15 protein-coding genes are annotated in these 18156 nt (G+C 69.4%); 9 read left to right on the forward strand and 6 right to left on the reverse strand.

The features are described 5' to 3' along the window. The first annotated feature begins 8 nt into the window (after nucleotides 1-8). Nucleotides 9-602, forward strand: a complete 594-nt coding sequence (locus K2L43_RS16165; protein ID WP_220637990.1) for an NAD(P)H-dependent oxidoreductase — start codon at nucleotides 9-11, stop codon at nucleotides 600-602. 4 nt (nucleotides 603-606) lie between these two features. Continuing rightward, on the forward strand, nucleotides 607-3462 hold the full coding sequence (locus K2L43_RS16170; RefSeq protein ID WP_220637991.1) for an Hsp70 family protein: 2856 nt from the start codon (nucleotides 607-609) through the stop codon (nucleotides 3460-3462). Nucleotides 3463-3726: 264 nt separating this feature from the next. On the opposite strand, the gene K2L43_RS16175 is transcribed toward K2L43_RS16170, so the two are convergent. Both K2L43_RS16175 and ruvA read right to left on the reverse strand, forming a co-directional pair. Then, the gene (locus K2L43_RS16175; protein ID WP_220637992.1) at nucleotides 3727-5178 is read right to left on the reverse strand and encodes a serine protease; all 1452 of its coding nucleotides are present in this window, start codon (nucleotides 5176-5178) and stop codon (nucleotides 3727-3729) included. Nucleotides 5179-5216: 38 nt separating this feature from the next. Continuing rightward, nucleotides 5217-5789 (reverse strand): Holliday junction branch migration protein RuvA, encoded by a 573-nt coding sequence (ruvA, locus tag K2L43_RS16180; protein WP_011806794.1) that lies wholly within the window; start codon nucleotides 5787-5789, stop codon nucleotides 5217-5219. 56 nt (nucleotides 5790-5845) lie between these two features. Between ruvA and K2L43_RS16185 the strand changes: the two genes are divergently transcribed. The 3 genes from K2L43_RS16185 to K2L43_RS16195 all read left to right on the forward strand — a co-directional run bounded on the left by K2L43_RS16185 (nucleotide 5846) and on the right by K2L43_RS16195 (nucleotide 8258). After that, entirely contained in the window at nucleotides 5846-6799 is a 954-nt protein-coding gene (locus K2L43_RS16185; RefSeq protein WP_041838940.1) for a PhoH family protein, read from the forward strand. Between the two features lie 65 nt (nucleotides 6800-6864). Continuing rightward, nucleotides 6865-7323, forward strand: a complete 459-nt coding sequence (gene ybeY / locus K2L43_RS16190) for an rRNA maturation RNase YbeY (RefSeq protein ID WP_220637993.1) — start codon at nucleotides 6865-6867, stop codon at nucleotides 7321-7323. A 158-nt stretch (nucleotides 7324-7481) separates the two neighbouring features. Continuing rightward, entirely contained in the window at nucleotides 7482-8258 is a 777-nt protein-coding gene (locus tag K2L43_RS16195) for a sulfite exporter TauE/SafE family protein (RefSeq protein WP_011806797.1), read from the forward strand. A gap of 26 nt (nucleotides 8259-8284) precedes the next feature. Here K2L43_RS16195 and dbpA read toward each other — a convergent pair whose 3' ends face one another. Genes dbpA through K2L43_RS16210 form a run of 3 tightly spaced genes read right to left on the reverse strand, consistent with a single transcriptional unit; the run spans nucleotide 8285 to nucleotide 11124 of the window. Next, nucleotides 8285-9694 (reverse strand): ATP-dependent RNA helicase DbpA, encoded by a 1410-nt coding sequence (gene dbpA, locus K2L43_RS16200; RefSeq protein ID WP_220637994.1) that lies wholly within the window; start codon nucleotides 9692-9694, stop codon nucleotides 8285-8287. A gap of 9 nt (nucleotides 9695-9703) precedes the next feature. After that, nucleotides 9704-10168, reverse strand: coding sequence for a D-aminoacyl-tRNA deacylase (gene dtd / locus K2L43_RS16205; protein WP_220637995.1), 465 nt, complete (start codon nucleotides 10166-10168; stop codon nucleotides 9704-9706). Continuing rightward, a complete protein-coding gene (locus tag K2L43_RS16210) occupies nucleotides 10165-11124 on the reverse strand; it encodes a cation diffusion facilitator family transporter (RefSeq protein WP_011806800.1) in 960 nt (319 codons plus the stop codon). Before K2L43_RS16210 ends, dtd begins: the two co-directional genes overlap by 4 nt. 125 nt (nucleotides 11125-11249) lie before the next feature. Here K2L43_RS16210 and K2L43_RS16215 point away from each other — a divergent pair, with 125 nt between their 5' ends. Both K2L43_RS16215 and K2L43_RS16220 read left to right on the forward strand, forming a co-directional pair. Further along, the gene (locus K2L43_RS16215; RefSeq protein ID WP_220637996.1) at nucleotides 11250-13340 is read left to right on the forward strand and encodes a bifunctional diguanylate cyclase/phosphodiesterase; all 2091 of its coding nucleotides are present in this window, start codon (nucleotides 11250-11252) and stop codon (nucleotides 13338-13340) included. A 77-nt stretch (nucleotides 13341-13417) separates the two neighbouring features. Then, nucleotides 13418-14899: an AMP nucleosidase gene (locus K2L43_RS16220; protein ID WP_011806802.1), complete on the forward strand. Its 1482-nt coding sequence runs from the start codon at nucleotides 13418-13420 to the stop codon at nucleotides 14897-14899. A gap of 72 nt (nucleotides 14900-14971) precedes the next feature. Here the strand turns inward: K2L43_RS16220 and K2L43_RS16225 are convergent, their stop codons facing one another. After that, nucleotides 14972-16222 (reverse strand): DUF4010 domain-containing protein, encoded by a 1251-nt coding sequence (locus K2L43_RS16225; protein ID WP_255580477.1) that lies wholly within the window; start codon nucleotides 16220-16222, stop codon nucleotides 14972-14974. A gap of 178 nt (nucleotides 16223-16400) precedes the next feature. On the opposite strand from K2L43_RS16225, the gene K2L43_RS16230 reads away from it, so the two are divergent. Together K2L43_RS16230 and K2L43_RS16235 are read left to right on the forward strand one after the other, a co-directional pair. Beyond that, on the forward strand, nucleotides 16401-17342 hold the full coding sequence (locus K2L43_RS16230) for an ATP-binding cassette domain-containing protein (RefSeq protein WP_103738795.1): 942 nt from the start codon (nucleotides 16401-16403) through the stop codon (nucleotides 17340-17342). A gap of 1 nt (nucleotide 17343) precedes the next feature. Beyond that, a complete protein-coding gene (locus tag K2L43_RS16235) occupies nucleotides 17344-18153 on the forward strand; it encodes an ABC transporter permease (RefSeq protein WP_012655518.1) in 810 nt (269 codons plus the stop codon). Nucleotides 18154-18156 lie beyond the last annotated feature (3 nt).

Genomic DNA, 18156 nt, shown 5'->3' on the forward strand with positions numbered 1-18156 from the left:
CCGGCGCCATGCACTGCCTGGTCGTCATCGCGCATCCGCTGGAAGACAGCCTGTGCCATTCGCTGGCGCAGGAAGCCATCCGCACCCTCACCGCCGCAGGGCACACGGTGCAGGTGGAGGACCTGTGCCGCACGGGCTTCGCGCCCGCGCTCACGGCGGCGGAGCGCCGCAGCTACTACGGCCCGGCCTTCGACGGCGGCGCTGTGCAAGCGCAGATCGACCGGCTGCTGCAGGCCGAGGCGCTGGTGCTGGTCTTTCCGACCTGGTGGTTCGGCTTTCCGGCGGTGCTCAAGGGCTGGTTCGACCGCGTATGGGCGCCCGGCGTGGCTTACGACCATGCGAGCGACCTGGGGCCCATCCGCCCCCGCCTGCACCGGCTGCGCACGACGCTGGCCATCACCACATTGGGGTCGCCCTGGTGGGTGGACCGGCTGGTGCTGCGCCGGCCTGTGCGGCGCGTGCTCAAGACCGCGCTGCTGGGCACCTGCGCGCCACGCAGTGCCTTCGACATGCTCTCGCTCTACGGCGCCGAGCGCCTGTCCGCCGCCCAGGTGCTGCGGTTCAACGCGCGCATCGCACGCGCGCTGTCTTCATGGGCTTAGCCGGGTGAAGCGCTACACCGTCGGCATCGACCTGGGCACCAGCCACACCGCCTGCGCCTATGCGCCGCTGGAAGGCCGCGCGGCGGACATCGCACTGCTGCCCATCCCGCAGCGCCTCTCGGCGGGCGACGTGCAGGCGCAGCCGCTGCTGCCCTCGGCGCGCTACCAGGCGGCACCCGGCGAGTTGGGCGAGGCGTGGCGACAGCCCTGGCCGCCCCTGGAGGCCACGGACGATGCACCCGCCACCCTCGGCCGCTGGGCGCGCGACCTGGGTGCAGCCGTGCCAGGGCGGCTGGTGGAAAGCGCCAAAAGCTGGTTGTCCCACCCAGGCGTGGACCGCACGGCGCCCATCCTGCCCTGGGGCGCGCCGCAGGACGTGGCCCGGGTCTCGCCGGTGCAGGCCAGCGCGTCGTACCTGGCACATGTGCGCGCGGCATGGGACGCCGCCCACCCCGATGCGCCGCTGCATGCGCAAGACCTGGTGCTCACCGTGCCGGCTTCGTTCGACGAGGGCGCGCGTGCGCTCACGCTGGAAGCCGCACGCCTGGCCGGCTTGCCAGCGCTGCAGCTCTTGGAAGAGCCCAAGGCCGCATTCCACGACTGGCTGGCGCTGCAAGGCGAACAACTGGCCGCGCAATTGGCGGGCTGCCGCCTGGTGCTGGTGGTGGACGTGGGCGGCGGCACCACGGACCTCACTCTGATCCGCGTGGACACGCAGGCCGGCGGCACGCCCCGGCTGACGCGCATCGCCGTGGGAGAGCACCTGATGCTGGGCGGCGACAACATGGACCTGGCGCTGGCGCACCTGCTGGAGCCGCAGTTCGCCGGCGACGGTGGCCACCTGCCCGCCGCGCGGTTACCCGCCGCGCGTTTGCCCGCCGCGCGCTTCGCCCAACTGGTGCAGCGCTGCCGGCAGGCCAAGGAGTTGCTGCTGGCCGGCGGCGCCCCCGACAGCGCCGCAGTCACCCTGCTGGGCACGGGCAGCCGCATGCTGGCGCAGACACACACGGCCACGCTCACACGCGCGCAGGTGCTGCAATGCGTGGTGGAAGGCTTTCTGCCGCAGGTACCGATCGGCGATCGCCCGGCGCGCCGCCAGGGTGCGCTGCGCGGGCTGGGCCTGCCCTACCCCGCTGACGCGGCCATCACGCGCCATCTGGCGCAGTTCCTGGCGCAGCACGCCGGGGGCGACTTGCCCGACACCCTGCTGCTCAACGGCGGGGTATTCCATGCACCGGCGCTGGTGCAGCGGCTCACGGAGGTGCTTGCGCACTGGCGCGGCGCACCGCCCCGCGTGCTGCACAACCCGCACCCCGACTGGGCCGTAGCACGCGGTGCCGCGGCGTACGGGTTGGCGCAGCATTCATCATCAAATACGCACACAGCCCAGTCAGGACAAGCGCCAGCAGCTCCTAAAACCATAGTCCAACGCATCGGCGGCGGCTCGGCGCGCAGTTACTGGCTGGTACTGCCGGGCAAGGCGGGCACTGCGCCGCAGGGCATCTGCCTGCTGCCCCGCGGCACCGAAGAAGGCGTGCGCCTGGTCCTGACGAGCCGGCGCTTCGCGCTGCGGCTGGGCCAGGCCGTGCGCTTCGCGCTGGTGGCGCGCAGCCAGGGCCAGGCGCAGGCCGGGCAGATTGCGCCGCTGGAGGGTGATGGCTGGGCGGAATTGCCGCCGCTGGCCACGGTGCTGCCCGCACCCGAAGGCCGCGCCACCGCCCAGGTGGAGGTGCAGCTGCAGGCCTGCATGACCGAGGTGGGCACGCTGGAGGTGCGCTGCGTGGCAACGCAGGAGGCGGACCAATCCTGGCTGCTGCCCTTCGCCGTGCGCGGCGCGGCGGGCACCGATGGCGCTTCCAAATCGATAGCTGCCAGTGCAGAACCAGAAAGCGGCAGCGGCCAAAAAGGCTCGGAGGGTAAAGCCTCACGCCTGCCCCAGGCGCTGGCGCTGATCGACCGCATCTTCGGCACCCAGGCACAGGACGTGGCGCCCAAGGAGGTGCGCCAGCTGCGCCAGTCGCTGGAAAAACTCCTGGGCCCGCGCGCCGGCTGGGACGTGGCCTTGCTGCGCGCGCTGTTCGATGCATTGCTGGCGCGTGCGCGCCGCCGCCGGCGCACGCCCGAGCACGAACGCACGTGGCTCAACCTGGCAGGCTGGTGCTTGCGCCCGGGGGTGGGCGCCGAGCTGGACGCGTGGCGCATCGCGCAGGTCTGGCAGCTCTACCCCCAGGGCCTGGGCCACGGCCAGGACGCCGCCAACTGGACCGAATGGTGGGTGTTCTGGCGCCGTGTGGCCGCGGGTCTGGACGAGGCGCAGCAGATGCAGGTGCTGGAAGCGGTGGCCGGCTGCATGCAAAAGACCGTGCAACGCAGCCAGGGCAAGGCCGCGTGGGGCAGCTACGACGACATGCTGCGCCTGTTCGCCGCCATGGAGGCCGTGCCCTGGCAGTACCGCCAGGAAATGGGCCAGTGGATGCTGCAGCGCCTGCTGCGGCCCGATGAGTCCGCACAGACCTGGTGGGCCATCGGCCGCCTGGCCGCGCGCCAGCCGCTGGCAGCCAACGCCCACCGCGTGATGCCGCCCGAGGCCGCGGCCGAGTTTCTGCATGCCACGCTGCGCGAGGACTGGCGCCACAACGAGCATGCCCTGTTCGCCGCCGTGCAGATCGCCCGCATGACCGGCGACCGCGCCCGCGACCTGCCCGACGCTCTGCGCACCGAAGTGCTGGAAAAGATGCGCGCCACCCACGCGCCCGCACGCTGGATCGCGCTGGTGGAACAGCCCACGGCCATGGAGGCCGAGGACCAGCAGCGCAGCCTGGGCGACAGCCTGCCGCCCGGGCTGGTGCTGGTGGGTTAGGGCCTGTTCACACTATTTTTGCCAGATGCGTTGCGATCAAAAAGGGCCAGGCGCAAGGCGCCAAACGAAGCTGGGGTGCTACCCCAGCGAGGCTTGGCAACGCCGCGAATGGCCCTTTTTGATCGCAACCCGGAGGGAACGGAGTGAAAACCACGCCATTCGTCGTTGCCCTCCTAGCCAAGGCCCCGGCCTTGGCGTCGTCACGCGCCTAGATTGGCGCGGTTTTCACGCCATTCGCACTGGCAAAAATAGTGTGAACAGGCCCTAGTTGGCCGCCGTCGGATTCAGCCAGCGCCGCAGCGCCGTGCGGTAGCTGGTGTCGAAACGACCGTAATAGTCCACGCCGTCGCGCGCAGCGCAGCTGGCGGTTCCGCCCAGAAGCTGGCCCACCACATAGCGGCGCTCGCCAAACGTCACGAACGCGGCCGAGCCGCTGCTGCCGCCCTCCGTCGTGCCCTCCTGCCAGCCCAGCGTAAGGAAGGTGCCGTCGTCCGCATTACTGGAACGGCAACTGTTGTCCACGCACGTGCTGTAGCGCTGCACGGAGCCCAGGCTGACCTTCTGCAGATCGCCCTGGGGATGGTGCACACCCGCCAGCGCCGTGCCAACGCCCACCCCGCCAAAGTACGAGCCTGCATAGACGATGCCGGCAGGCGCCTGGCTGTTGAGCTGCATGAAGGCCGTGTCCGTGGTGGCCGACGCGTGCAGGAGCGCCGCACCGCCGGTGACGCGCACGGCGGCGGGGTTCACGGTGGCGGTGCCGCAGGTGCTGGAACGGTAGAACCAGTCCGTGGTGAGCGTGGACGCCACGGCCTGCGTGGAAATGCAATGGTTGGCGCTCAAGAAGTAGGGCGTACCGCTGGACGCCGCATCGTTGAGCAGCGTGCCGGTGCACAGGTAGCTCTTGCCATCGTCGCGAACAAAGATCATGCGCGCCACCGAGCGGCTTTGGTCGTTGAACTCCGGCCGGCAGGTCGCGTCCACGTTGCAACTGCCCGACTCGCCCACCTTCTGGGCAAAGGCCTGCTCGGCCTGTGCGGGCGCCAGCGTGAAATGCGACAGCCGCGGCACGGACAGCCGGACGGCCGCTGGCGAGGCCGCAGCGGGAATCTCCACTTCCAGTGTGGTCTGCGGGCCGCTGAAGTCCGGGCTCCAATAGGTGCGCGCGGTGGTGTCATCCGCACCGCCACGCGCATTGCGCGCGGCCATGTCCTGCAGCTCGGACGCGCGCACCTCCATGGCCCCCGCTCCCTGCTCGCCGTAGAAGCGCAGCACCGCGCCCTCGGGCAGCGACTGCACGAGCACGCCCAGGCGCACGCCATGCGCTCCGTCGGCCGTGAAGCGCAGCGCGGCGGCCTGCGTGCCCCGTGCCGTCGGTTGCCAGCGCAGCAGAGCCGAGGTGGCGGCGACGGTGGCGGTGTCCGCCACGCTGCGCGCCTCGCCGATCTGCAAGGGCGTTCCGGGAGTGGCGGAGACCACGCCCTTCACGGCCGTGAGCGCGCCGAGGGCGATGGTACGGGTTGCCTGCGCACTGGCGACCGGGCTCACCGCCTGCTGCGAGGTGGCCACCTTGGCCGTGCCGCTGGGGTCGTAGGGCTCGATGCGGTCGCCCGCCACCGGAGGCGCGGGAGAGGGCGTGTCGTTGCCGCCGCCGCCACAGGCAGCCAGTGCCAATACGAGGGGCAGCGTCGCCCAGCCGAGTCGGGATGGATTCATGGTGAAGACCTCCAGAGCGCGACCACCGGGCCGCGGGGCTACTTGGACAGGGACTTCAGCGCCAGCTTGATCCCCTCGCTCACTCCCACATCCGCCGGCAGCGCCTTGAGCGCAGCGGCGGCCTCCTTGTCGTTATAGCCCAGGGCCAGCAGCGCCTGCAGGATGTCGGCCTGGTTGTCGTTGGCCGCATGCGCGCGCACGCCGACGTCCGCGCCCAGCTTGCCTTTCAGCTCCAGCAGCAGCCGCTCGGCGGTTTTCTTGCCGATACCCGGCACTTTGACCAGGCGCCCTGCTTCCTGCAGCGAAACGGCCTGCGCCAGGTCCGCCACGCCCATGCCCGAGAGGATGGACAGCGCTGTGCGCGGCCCCACGCCGCTGATCTTGATGAGTTCGCGAAACGCCTGGCGCTCCTGCGCCGTACCAAAGCCGTACAGCAGCTGCGCATCCTCGCGCACGATGAACTGCGTGAGCAGGCTCACCCGCTCACCCACGGCGGGCAGGTTGTAGAAGGTGCTCATGCTGACCTGCACCTCGTAGCCCACGCCGTGGCAGTCCACCAGCACCTCGGGGGGGTTCTTTTCCAGCAGCGTGCCGGTCAATTTGCCTATCATGGATGTCCTTTGCCGCGCCGGACACCCGCCGCGGAACTTCGACCGGAATTATCAGCGTGATCCTGCGCCACACCTTCACCCCCCATAACAACACGCGCCTGACCCATCTGTGCGGCCCCGCCGATGTGCACCTGCGCACCATCGAGGCGGCGCTGCAGGTCTCCATCGCCCACCGGCACGAGCAGTTCAAGGTGGACGGCCCCAAGGCCAAGGCCACGCAAGCCATGGAGTTGCTGCAGGCGCTGTACGAGATGGCGGATCGCCCCATCAAGGAAGAACACCTGCAGCTCATGCTGGCCGGCGACGCCAGCATGCAGGGCGATGATGAAGCCAGCGCCATCCAGCTCACCACGCGCCGCGCCGACCTGCGCGCGCGCACGCCCACGCAGGCCACCTACCTGGAAAACATCGCCACGCACGACATCACCTTCGGCATCGGCCCGGCGGGCACCGGCAAGACGTACCTGGCCGTGGCCTGCGCGGTGGATGCGCTGGAGCGCAGCAGCGTGCAGCGCATCGTGCTCACCCGCCCGGCCGTGGAAGCTGGCGAGCGCCTGGGCTTCCTGCCGGGCGACCTGACGCAGAAGGTGGACCCGTACCTGCGCCCACTGTATGACGCGCTGTACGACCTGATGGGCTTTGACCGCGTGCAGAAGGCCTTCGAGCGCAATGCGCTCGAGATCGCGCCGCTGGCCTTCATGCGCGGGCGCACGCTGAACAATGCCTTCGTCATCCTCGACGAGGCGCAGAACACCACGCCCGAGCAGATGAAGATGTTCCTCACCCGCATCGGCTTCGGCGCGCGCGCGGTGGTCACGGGCGACGTGAGCCAGATCGACTTGCCCAAGGGCGCGATGAGCGGCCTGATCGACGCCGAGCGGGTTTTGAAGCGCGTCAAGGGCATCGCCGTCACGCGCTTCACCAGCGCCGACGTGGTGCGCCACCCGCTGGTGGCGCGCATCGTGGATGCCTACGACGCGCAGCGCAGCCGCCGCGGCGCAGGCGAGTAGGCGCCGGCCAAAAGCTCACAAATTCATAGCTGCTCGCGCTTGATAGATAAGCGCTGGAGGCCAAAATGGCTTTGAACCAATTGTCCCTGTCCCTCCAATTCGCACGCGACGCGGAGGCCACCGCGCACCGCGCCACCCTGCCCCGCCACGCGGTTGCGCGCTGGATCCGCCACGCCCTGGCCGTGGATGCCGAGATCACCGTGCGCATCGTGGGCGCCGAGGAAGGCCAGCGCTTGAACCGCGAGTTCCGCCACAAGGACTACGCCACCAACGTGCTCACCTTCGACTACCAGCAAGAGCCCGTGGCCGTGGCCGATCTGGTGCTCTGCGCCCCCGTGGTCGAGCGCGAGGCCCGCGAGCAGAACAAGACGCTGGAGGAACACTACGCCCACCTGCTGGTGCACGGCACGCTGCACGCCCAGGGCTGGGACCACGAAACCAGCGAACAGGAAGCGCAGGAAATGGAGGCGTACGAGACCGCCATCCTGCAGGAGTTGGGCTTCGCGGACCCCTACGCGGCATAACTGGCAGGCGCTCACCACCGCGGGCGCCGGGGTGCGGAAAGCTGTTTTGCGCCCAGGTCACAAACGCGCCCGTCGGTGCGGCCTAAGATGCCGCGCGACCTGCGTCCTGCAGGTCCGCCTCTCACGCGGCGACCATCTCTTAAGGGAAGAACCCACGCATGGACATCCTGGGCTGGACGACCTCCATCGGCCACTTGGCACTTCTGCTCACCGCCGCATTCATCGCCGGTGCGCTCAACGCGGTAGCCGGCGGCGGCAGCTTCCTCACCCTGCCCGCGCTGGTGTTCACCGGCGTGCCGCCCGTGGTCGCCAACGCCACCGGCACTGTGGCCTTGCTGCCCGGCTACATGGCCGGTGCCTGGGGCTTTCGGGAAGACATGCAACCGCCGCCGGGCCTGTCGATGCGCGCCGTGGTCGTGCTGTCGCTCATCGGCGGCTCGGCCGGTGCGGCGCTGCTGCTGTTCACGCCCGACGCCACCTTCCGCAAGGTCGTGCCCTGGCTGCTGCTGGCGGCCACGGCACTCTTCGCCTTTGGCCCGCAGCTGCGGCAATGGGCCGGCAAAGCCGGCCATGGCACGCCCTCGGCTCTGAAAGCCGGCGCAGGCATGCTGGCGGTGGCGGCCTACGGGGGCTATTTCAACGGGGGCCTGGGCATCCTGCTGCTGGCGCTGTTCGGGCTGCTGGGGCAGACGCAGCTCAACGCCATGAACGGCATGAAGAACCTCGTGTCGGCCCTGCTCACGGCGATTGCCGTGGCCATCTATGCCGCAGGCGGCATCGTGCTGTGGCCGCAGGCCCTGGTGATGATGGTGGCCGCCACGTTGGGCGGCTATGGCGGCGCGCGCGTGGCACGCCAACTGCCTGCGCCGGTGCTGCGCTGGGGCATTGTGGCCACGGGGCTGGTGATGGCGGGGCTGTTCTTCCTGAAGGGCTGAACCCCGCCCCCAAGGCTCCAGGCGCGCTACAGCAAGCGCGCCTTCACCATCTTGCCTTTGACGCGGCCCGCATTCAGCTTGGCGCAGGCCTGGGCCGCGATGGCGCGGTCCACGGCCACATAGGTGGAAAAATCGTTGACGCTGATCTTGCCGATCTGCTCGCGCGCATAGCCGAAGTCGGCGCACATGGCGCCCATCACGTCGCCGGCGCGGATCTTCTCCCTGCGCCCGCCGATGATTTGGATGGTGCACATGGGTGGCCGCAGTTCGCCCCCTGCCGTAGGGGTGAGTTCATCCACCGGAAAGAACTCGCAGGCACGGCCTTGCAGCAATTCGATCCTGCCCACGCTGCCCATCTCATCCATGCTGACCAGGTTCAGCGCCAGCCCCTCGGCATCGCCACGGCCCGTGCGGCCGATGCGGTGGATGTGCACCTCGGGATCGGGCGTCACGTCGACGTTGATCACGGCCGAGAGGTCGGCAATATCGATGCCGCGCGCCGCCACGTCGGTGGCCACGAGCACGCTGCAGCTCTTGTTGGCAAACTGCACCAGCACCTCGTCACGCTCGCGCTGCTCCAACTCGCCAAACAGGGCGAGGGCACTGAATCCCTGGCTCTGCAGCGCAGTCACCACGTTACGGCACTGCTGCTTGGTATTGCAGAAGGCAATGCTCGACGCAGGGCGAAAGTGCGCGAGCATGCGCGCCACCACGTCGACCTTCTCGCGTGCATCCACCTCATACCAGCGCTGCGCGATCTTGCCTGCACCGTGCTGGGCGTCCACCTTCACCATCTGGGGCGCGCGCATGAAACGCTGTGCCAGTCCCGCAATGCCGTCGGGATAGGTGGCGGAGAACAGCAGGGTCTGGCGCTCGGCCGGACACTGGCGCACCACGGTCTCAATATCGGCCAGGAAGCCCATGTCCAGCATGCGGTCGGCCTCGTCAAGCACCAAGGTCTTGAGGTTGGCGATGTCGAGCTTGCCGCGCTCCATCAGGTCCATCACGCGGCCCGGCGTGCCGACCACGATGTGGGCACCGTTCTCCAGCGAAGCAATCTGGCCGCGCGATGGCACGCCCCCGTACACAGTGACGACCTTGATGTTGTCTTGCGCACGCGCCAAGCGGCGGATCTCGGTGGCCACCTGATCGGCCAGCTCGCGCGTGGGGCACAGCACCAGGCCCTGGACGGCGAACCAGCGCGGGTTCAGCCGATCGACCATGGCCAAGCCAAAGGCCGCTGTCTTGCCGCTGCCGGTGCTGGCCTGGGCGATCAGATCCCGGCCCTGCAGGCTGAAGGGCAGGCTGGCGGCCTGGATGGGCGTCATCTGCGCATAGCCCAGCTGCTGCAGGTTGGCCAGCATTTCAGGGGACAGAGGCAGCGATGAGAAGGCGGTGGCGGACGGGGCAGGCGACGCGCCTGAAGAGATGGTCATGGTCGCCAATTATCCCGGCGGCGCTATCCGCAGCGGAAGGGTCACCGGCCCGTCGTTGACCAGGTGCACCTGCATGTCGGCGGCAAAGCGGCCCGTGGCCACCATGGGGTGCACGGCGCGCGCCTGGGCGACGAAGTAGTCGTACAGCCGCTCCCCCTGCGCCGGCGGTGCCGCCTGCGTGAAGCTGGGCCGGTTGCCGCCGCGCGTGTCGGCGGCCAGGGTGAACTGGCTGACGATGAGCAGGCCGCCGCAGGTGCCCTGCCCGTCCAGGTCCTGCACGCTGCGGTTCATCTTTCCGACCTCGTCGCTGAAGATGCGCAGCTTGAGCATTTTGGCCAGCAGCTTGTCGGCCTGCGCCTCGCTGTCGCCCTGCTCGGCGCACACCAGCGCCAGCAGCCCCGGGCCGATGCGGCCCACGATCTCGCCGGCCACTTCCACGCGCGCCTCGCGCACGCGCTGCAGCAGGCCGATCATGTGCCGGCTCCTCCCGGCGCGGCCGCCTCGGCGGTCTCGAACACCGTAGCCTGCCCCTCGGGCAGCAGTTCGATGGTGGCGCGCAGGCCGGGCACGGCCTGCATCAGGGCCTGCTCGACGGCGGTGCGCTGCTCGGCGGCGTGCCCCAGCGTCCAGTGCGCGGGCACATGCATGTGCAGATCCACGTAGTTGCGCGCGCCGGCGCGGCGCGAGGTGAGGCTGTCGAAATACACCACCCCTGCGCTGGCGTGGTTGTGCTCGCCCAACACCGTGAACACGCGCGCCAGCAGGCTGGGCTCCATGGCCTCGTCCATGAGGCCCTGCGAGGCGCGCCAGATCAGTGCGCCCCCTTCGCGCAGGATGTTCAACGCCACCGCGATCGCCACCAGCGGGTCCAGCCACAGCCAACCGGTGGCGCCAGCGGCCAGTAGCCCGCCCACCACGCCGATGGAGGTCCACACATCGGTCATCAGGTGCCGCGCATCGCCTTCCAGCGCCAGCGACCGGTGCACCTGCGCCGCGCGCAGCATGCCCCATGCCAGCAGGCCGTTGCAGGCCGTGCTCAACAGCGACAGGCCCATGCCCCAGCCCAGTTGCTCCAGCGGCTGCGGGTGCATCAGCCGCAGCACGGCCGCCCAGAGGATGGCGATGCTGGCCCCCACGATGAGAATGCCCTCGAAGCCGGACGAGAAATATTCCGCCTTGTGGTGTCCGTAGGGGTGGTCCTCGTCCGCCGGGCGGCGCGCAATGGTCACCATGGCCAGCGCGAACATCGCGCCCGCCAGATTGACGAACGACTCCAGCGCATCCGACAGCAGGCCCACCGAGCCGCTGACCCACCAGGCCAGCGTCTTGAGCACGATGGTGAGCAGGGCCACGCCCACCGAGGCGCGCAGCAGGTTGTGGGGCGTCATCCACGCGGGAACGCTCAAGGGGCCGGAGGGTGCGGAAGGCATGCAGCGATTATCCCGCCGCCTTGCCGCCCTGCTGGCACACAAGCGCCCGGCGCGCCGCCGGACGCGCCTGCTCGCCAAAGGCCAGGCGTTGGGATATAAGCTCCGGGACCGACCGCCCACTGGATATGCCCTCCCCTCGCCCCCCTGCCTCCCCCTCCCTGCCCGACCTGGGCCCCCGCGCCAGTGATGCGCTGCTGCGGCTCATCGCCGACTCGGTGCCCGTCATGCTGGCCTATTACGAATCGACCAGCCTGCGCTGCGTGTTCGCCAACCAGCGCTACGCCGCCTTCAGCGGGCAAACGGTGCAGAGCATCATCGGCAAGACGGTGCGCGAGGCGATCGGCGAAAAGGCCTGGCAGGAGATCCTGCCCTACGTGCAGCGCGCGCTGGCTGGGGAGAGCGTTCAATACACCCGCGAATACGCCGGCCCGCAGGGGCGCGCGCATATGCTGGAGATCAGCCTGCAGCCGCACTTCGGGGTGCACGAAGGACGCAACGCGATGGTGGGTGCATTCGTGCTCATCAACGACATCGCCCACCACTGGGAGGCCGAGCGCGCCGTGCGCCAGAGCGAGGAGCGCATGCGCAAGTTCGCCATCGCTACCGAGGAGGGACTTGCCTTTCACCGCGACGGGCGCATTCTGGATGCCAACGAAGCGCTGCAGCGCATGGTCGGCTATTCGCTGGCCGAGCTCGTAGGCCAATCCATCTTCGATTTCGCGCTGCCCGAGTACCGCGCGCTGGCCGTGGAATACACGCGCCGCGGCAGCGAGAAGCCCTACGAGCTCGCCATGCGCCACAAGGACGGCCGCGTGATCCCGATCGAGGTGGTGGGCAAGACCATGCCCCAGCAGGAGGGTGACTACCGCGTGGTGGTAGTGCGCGACATCACGGCGCGCAAGCAGGCGCAGGAGCAGGCGCGCTTCCTGGTGCTGCATGACACGCTGACCCAACTGCCCAACCGGCGCCACCTCATGATGCAGCTGGCACGCATGGCGAGTGCCGCGCAGGAGCGGCAGACCCGCGCCGCCGTGCTGTTCATCGACCTGGACCACTTCAAGACGGTCAACGAGTCGCTGGGAAACCAGGCCGGCGACCAGCTGCTGATCGAGATTGCGCGGCGCCTGCAGGACGGAGTGAAGGCCACCGACTTCGTCGCGCGCGTGGGCGGCGACCAATTCATCGTGCTGCTGCCCGACCTGGCCAACCGCGCCGCAGCGGCCGAAGTGGCCGATGCGCTGCTGGCGCGCGTGCGCGCCGAGTTCGCCATCGGTGGCACGCCGCTGTCGCTATCACCCTCCATCGGCATCAGCGTCTTTCCGGACGACGGCTACAGCCCCGACGAGCTGCTGCGGCGCGCCGACGCGGCCATGCACCACACCAAGGAAAGCGGGCGGGGCACGCGCATGTTCTATGAACCGGGCATGGAAGGCCAACCCACGGAGCTGCTGCAGCAAGAGCACCTGCTGCGCGAGGCTGTGTTCCAAGGGGCCTTCGCACTGCACTACCAGCCCCAGGTGCGGGTGGCCGACGGCCGGCTGGTGGGCTTTGAGGCGCTGGTGCGTTGGCGACACCCGGTGCGCGGCCTCGTGGGGCCGGATGAGTTCATTCCGCTCGCCGAATCGCGCGGGCTCATCACGCCCATTGGCCGCTGGGTGCTGCACGAAGCCTGCCGCCAGCTCAAGGCATGGCACGACGAAGGGCTGCCCCGGGTGCCGGTGGCGGTGAACCTCTCTGCCATCGAGTTCCGCCAGCGCGACGTGGTGGGCGAGATCGCCCAGGTGCTGCAGTCCGCGGGGCTCGCACCGCAGTACCTGGAGGTAGAGATCACCGAATCCGCCCTCATGCAGCAGGCCGACCACACGCGCACCACCCTGCAGGCCCTGCAGGCCCTGGGCGTTGCCGTGACAGTGGACGACTTCGGCACGGGCTACTCGTCGCTGGCCTACCTCAAACGCTACCCGCTGGACAAGATCAAGGTGGACCGCTCCTTCGTCACCGACACGCCTGCCGACAGCGAAGACGTGGCCATCGTCACCGCCATCATCCAGCTCGCGCACAGCCTGCAGCTGCAGCCCGTGGCCGAAGGCGTGGAGACCGCGGAGCAGCTCGCGCTGCTGCAGCGCCTGGGCTGCGAACTGGCGCAGGGCTTTGGCATCGCACCGCCCATGGATGCGCAGCGCGCCCGCGAGTGGCTGCGCGCCCAGGCCGAGTGAGCGGCCGGCCTGGCCCGGCGCCGTGCCCACGCTGACACATGCGGCGTGGACAATAGGCGGCGTGGACAATAGGCACCATGGCCCAGATCCCCGCACTTCCCGATCCCACCTTCCACGCGACCGAGACCGAGGCACTGGCCCAGGTGCAGCGCATCTACCAGCAGCAGATCGACCACCTGCGCAGCGCCATGCAGCGCTTCGTGGCGGGAGAGACGCCCGCCGCACCCGTGCGCGCGTTCTATCCCTTCGTGCGCGTGCAGACCAGCACCGTGGCGCGCGCGCCCACGCACCTGGCCTATGGCTTCGTGGAGGGGCCGGGGCGCTACGAGACCACGCTCACGCGGCCTGACCTGTTCGCCGACTACTACACGGAGCAGCTGCGCCTGTTGCGCGCCAGCCACAACGTCGAGCTGGAAGTGGGCGTGAGCAATCAGCCCATCCCCATCCACTTCTCGTTCGCCGAGCACGACCACATCGAAGGCACGCTCAGCCCCGAGCGGCGCATGCTGATGCGCGACGTGTTCGACCTGCCCGACCTGGAGGCCATGGACGACGGCATTGCCAACGGCACCTGGTCGCCGCGCGCTGGCGAGGCGCAGCCGCTGTCGCTGTTCACCGCGCCGCGCGTGGACTATTCGCTGCACCGCCTGCGCCACTACACCGGCACGCAGCCCGAGTGGTTCCAGAACTTCGTGCTGTTCACCAATTACCAGTTCTACATCGACGAGTTCGTGCGCCTGGGCCATGCCGAGATGGCCAAGCCCGACAGCGAGTACATCGCCTTCATTGAGCCGGGCAACGTGGTCACGCGCCGCACGGGCCTGCCCGCGCAGGCCGGCGACGACCTGGGCGTGGCCCCGGCCCGCCTGCCGCAGATGCCCGCCTACCACCTCGTGCGCGCGGACCGCAGCGGCATCACCATGGTCAACATCGGCGTGGGCCCGAGCAACGCCAAGACCATCACCGACCACATCGCCGTGCTGCGCCCCCACGCCTGGATGATGCTGGGCCACTGCGCGGGCCTGCGCAACAGCCAGCAGCTGGGCGACTACGTGCTGGCCCACGCCTACGTGCGCGAGGACCATGTGCTGGACGAGGAGCTGCCGCTGTGGGTGCCCATCCCCGCGCTGGCCGAGATCCAGATGGCGCTGCAGCAGGCCGTGGCCGACGTGACGCAGATGCCGCAGGACCAGCTCAAGCGCATCATGCGCACCGGCACCGTGGCCAGCACCGACAACCGCAACTGGGAATTGCTGCCCGACAACATGCCCCAGCGCCGCTTCAGCCAAAGCCGCGCAGTGGCGCTGGACATGGAAAGCGCCACCATCGCCGCCAACGGTTTTCGCTTCCGCGTGCCCTACGGCACCCTGCTGTGCGTGAGCGACAAGCCGCTGCACGGCGAGATCAAGCTGCCCGGCATGGCCAACCATTTCTACCGCGAACGCGTGGACCAGCATCTGCGCATCGGCATGCGCGCCATCGACATCCTGCGCGCGGGTGGTGTGCACCGGCTGCACAGCCGCAAGCTGCGCAGCTTTGCCGAAGTGGCGTTCCAGTAGCCGCAGCCATTGCTACTTCATCGATAGCTGCTCGCGCTTATCCCATAAGCGTTTGAGCCGCTTTTTATCAATTTAGAGTAGCAACAACACCGCGACGAAAGCCAGCGTGTGCAGCACCACGCCGCCACCGGCCGCCACGGCATAACGCCAGCCCCCGCTGACCAGGGCCGTCACGCATTTGCTGACGGCGTGCACGCTCAGCCCCGCCGCCAGCGCGCTCACCAGGCTGGGCCCCACGGGGTCCAGCGGCCGGCCCTGCGACATGATGGCCGCGGCGGCCGCATGGACGTCGGCCAGCGCCGCCACCAGGGCACCGGCCAGCAGGCCCGCGTCGCCCCACCAGCCGCGCAGTGCCTGCACCAGCACCTGCACAGCCGTGAGCAGCGCGGCGATCAGCAGCGCGTCGCGCAGCTTGAATAGCGCCGTGCCGTCCACGTCCGCCGGGGCCGGCGCCTCACCCGCGGGCATGCTTCGCAGCAGCGCCCACCCCCAGACCAGCGCCACCACCCCGCCCGCCAGGGCCGGCGCCCACAACCGCACCAGCCACTGGGGCTGCACGGTGGCCGCCACCACCAGGATCTGCGCCATGGTCGCCACGCACGACAGCACGGCCGCGCCCCCCTGCGCGCGCACGGGCTCGCGCCCCTCGCGCACGGCCACGCCCAGGCTGGCGATGGTGGCGGTGCTGGAGATGAAACCCGAGGCCAGCGCCGACAGGGCGTTCGCGCGGCGCGCGTCCATGAGCCGGCGCGCCAGATGCGCCAGCGCCTGGATTACCAGCAGCACCACCACCAGGCGCACCAGCACCTGGGGGTTCAGCGCCTCCCCCCACAGGGGCTGATTGGGCGCCAGCGGCAATACCAGCAGCGCCAGCGCAGCCAGGATCAGCCCGCCCCGCACCTCGCCCTGGCGCAGCCACTCGCGTGAAAACTCATGCAGCGCCTCACGCGCCGTCAGCAGGCTGGTCACGGCGACGGCCAGCCCCGCCGCCACGGGCAGGCTCTGCGTGCACAGCACGCCGATCAGGTAGGCCAGCAGCAGCGCGATCTCGGTGGTCACGCCGGGGTCTTCGGAGCGGTCGCGCGCATAGGCCACCACGCCCAGCAGCGCAATGAACACCGCGCCCACCGCCACCAGCGCCTCGCTGCCCAGCAGCGCCGCCGTCGCACCCGACACCGCCGCCAGCGTGAACGAGCGCACGCCCGCGAGCGCGCGCAACGGGCCCTGGCCCTTGCGCCGTTCGCGCTCGATACCCATCAGCAGGCCGCTGCCCAGGGCGCCCGCCAGAACGGCCAGCGTGTCCTGAAAGCCGGTTGTGTCCATGGTGTTCATCGTGGTTGGTTGGCTTTGACGATTGGACCATGGAAAGCGGGCATCCAAAGGGCGCCCCACTCTCAGAACACTCTGGTTTTGATAGCTATCAGCGCTTGTCAGTAAAGCACCAGCGCCATTTTTCTCATAAACCTCTGCAATGGCGCGGTCTTCCCCCCACAATCGCGCCATGCAAGTGCTTCTGGAAGCCCGCGACCTGCGCAAGCGCTATGGCACCGCCACCGTGGTGGATGGGCTGTCGTTCGCCATCGCGCCGGGGGAGTGCCTGGGCGTGATCGGCCCCAACGGCGCGGGCAAGACCACCACCCTGCGCATGTGCCTGGGCCTCACGGCGCCCGACGAGGGCAGCGTGCACTTTCACCCTGGCGGCGGCGCTGCGCCGCTCGCCATGCCGCAGGACGCGCTGGCCATCAAGGCCCAACTGGGCGTGGTCACGCAGTTCGACAGCCTGGACCCGGACTTCAGCTGCGCCGAAAACCTGCGCGTGTTCGGGCGCTACTTCGGCCTGAAGGGCGCGGCCATGGCACAGCGCATCGCGCCGCTGCTGGAGTTCGCCGCGCTCACGGCCAAGGCCGACGCGCGGCCGGGCGAACTGTCGGGGGGCATGCGCCGGCGCCTGTCGCTGGCGCGCGCATTGGTCAACGACCCGCGCCTGCTGTTGCTGGACGAGCCCACCACCGGCCTGGACCCGCAGGCCCGCCACCTGATGTGGGAGCGGCTGCAGCAGCTGCTGCAGGGCGGCAAGGCCATCCTGCTGACGACGCACTTCATGGATGAGGCCGAGCGCTTGTGCTCGCGCCTGCTGGTGCTGGACCATGGCCGCAAGATCGCCGAAGGCACGCCGCGCGCGCTGATCGCCGAGCACCTGGAGCCCGACGTGGTCGAGGCCTACGGCCCCGGCGCGCTGGCCCTGGCGCAGGATGCGCAGTTGCGTCCGCTGGCGCGGCGTGTGGAAGTCAGCGGCGAGACCGTGTTCTTCTACACGCAGGACGCCCGCCCGCTGCTGCAGGCGCTGTCGGCCCATGGCAGCCTGCGCACCCTGCACCGGCCCGCGAACCTGGAGGACCTGTTCCTCAAGCTCACCGGACGTCAAATCCGCGAGGAAGGCTGACATGCCCACGCCCACCACGCCCAGCCCCTGGCGCGCGCCCGACCTGTCGACGCGCTGGTGGCCCGTGTTTCTGCGCAACCTGCTGGTGTGGCGCAAGCTGGCGGTACCCAGCCTGCTGGGCAACATCGCCGAGCCGCTGATGTGGCTGGTGGCCTTCGGCTACGGCATGGGGGCGCTGGTGGGACAGGTGCAGGTGGGCGGGCAGAACGTGCCCTACATCCTGTTCCTGGCCAGCGGGTCGATCTGCATGAGCGCCATGAATGCGGCCAGTTTCGAAGCGCTGTACTCGGCCTTCTCGCGCATGCATGTGCAAAAGACCTGGGACGGCATCATGAACGCCCCCATCAGTCTGGACAGCGTGCTGCTGGCCGAGATGCTGTGGGCCGCATTCAAGGCGCTGTTCACCACCACCGCCATCCTGGGGGTGATGCTGGCGCTGGGCATCAGCTACAGCCCCAAGCTGATCGTGGCCTGGCCGGTGCTGCTGTGCGTGGGCATCATGTTTTCCAGCATCGCGCTCATCTTCAATGCGCTGGCCAAGGGCTATGACTTCTTCACCTATTACTTCACGCTGGTGCTCACGCCCATGATGTTCCTGTCGGGTGTTTTCTTCCCGCGCGAACAGCTGCCCACAGCCATACGCCTCGCCTCGGACTGGCTGCCGCTCACCAATGCCGTGGAGCTGGTGCGCCCCCTCTTCATGGACCAGTGGCCGCAGCACCCGCTGCGCCACGGCCTGGTGATCGCCGTGACCACCGTGGCCGCGTACTGGGTGGCCCTGGCGCTCACCCGCAAGCGCTTTCGCGCCTGAGCC

This window comes from Diaphorobacter sp. MNS-0, assembly GCF_019602835.1.
GTDB classification, from domain to species: domain Bacteria; phylum Pseudomonadota; class Gammaproteobacteria; order Burkholderiales; family Burkholderiaceae_C; genus Diaphorobacter; species Diaphorobacter nitroreducens.

What these genes read in the sequence shown, in the direction of transcription:
- K2L43_RS16165 (WP_220637990.1), top strand. Translation starts at nt 9, where the DNA reads ATGCACTGCCTGGTCGTCATCGCGCATCCGCTGGAAGACAGCCTGTGC.
- K2L43_RS16175 (WP_220637992.1), bottom strand. Translation starts at nt 5,178, where the DNA reads ATGAATCCATCCCGACTCGGCTGGGCGACGCTGCCCCTCGTATTGGCA.
- ruvA (WP_011806794.1), bottom strand. Translation starts at nt 5,789, where the DNA reads ATGATAGGCAAATTGACCGGCACGCTGCTGGAAAAGAACCCCCCCGAG.
- ybeY (WP_220637993.1), top strand. Translation starts at nt 6,865, where the DNA reads ATGGCTTTGAACCAATTGTCCCTGTCCCTCCAATTCGCACGCGACGCG.
- K2L43_RS16195 (WP_011806797.1), top strand. Translation starts at nt 7,482, where the DNA reads ATGGACATCCTGGGCTGGACGACCTCCATCGGCCACTTGGCACTTCTG.
- dbpA (WP_220637994.1), bottom strand. Translation starts at nt 9,694, where the DNA reads ATGACCATCTCTTCAGGCGCGTCGCCTGCCCCGTCCGCCACCGCCTTC.
- dtd (WP_220637995.1), bottom strand. Translation starts at nt 10,168, where the DNA reads ATGATCGGCCTGCTGCAGCGCGTGCGCGAGGCGCGCGTGGAAGTGGCC.
- K2L43_RS16210 (WP_011806800.1), bottom strand. Translation starts at nt 11,124, where the DNA reads ATGCCTTCCGCACCCTCCGGCCCCTTGAGCGTTCCCGCGTGGATGACG.
- K2L43_RS16215 (WP_220637996.1), top strand. Translation starts at nt 11,250, where the DNA reads ATGCCCTCCCCTCGCCCCCCTGCCTCCCCCTCCCTGCCCGACCTGGGC.
- K2L43_RS16220 (WP_011806802.1), top strand. Translation starts at nt 13,418, where the DNA reads ATGGCCCAGATCCCCGCACTTCCCGATCCCACCTTCCACGCGACCGAG.
- K2L43_RS16225 (WP_255580477.1), bottom strand. Translation starts at nt 16,222, where the DNA reads ATGGACACAACCGGCTTTCAGGACACGCTGGCCGTTCTGGCGGGCGCC.
- K2L43_RS16230 (WP_103738795.1), top strand. Translation starts at nt 16,401, where the DNA reads ATGCAAGTGCTTCTGGAAGCCCGCGACCTGCGCAAGCGCTATGGCACC.
- K2L43_RS16235 (WP_012655518.1), top strand. Translation starts at nt 17,344, where the DNA reads ATGCCCACGCCCACCACGCCCAGCCCCTGGCGCGCGCCCGACCTGTCG.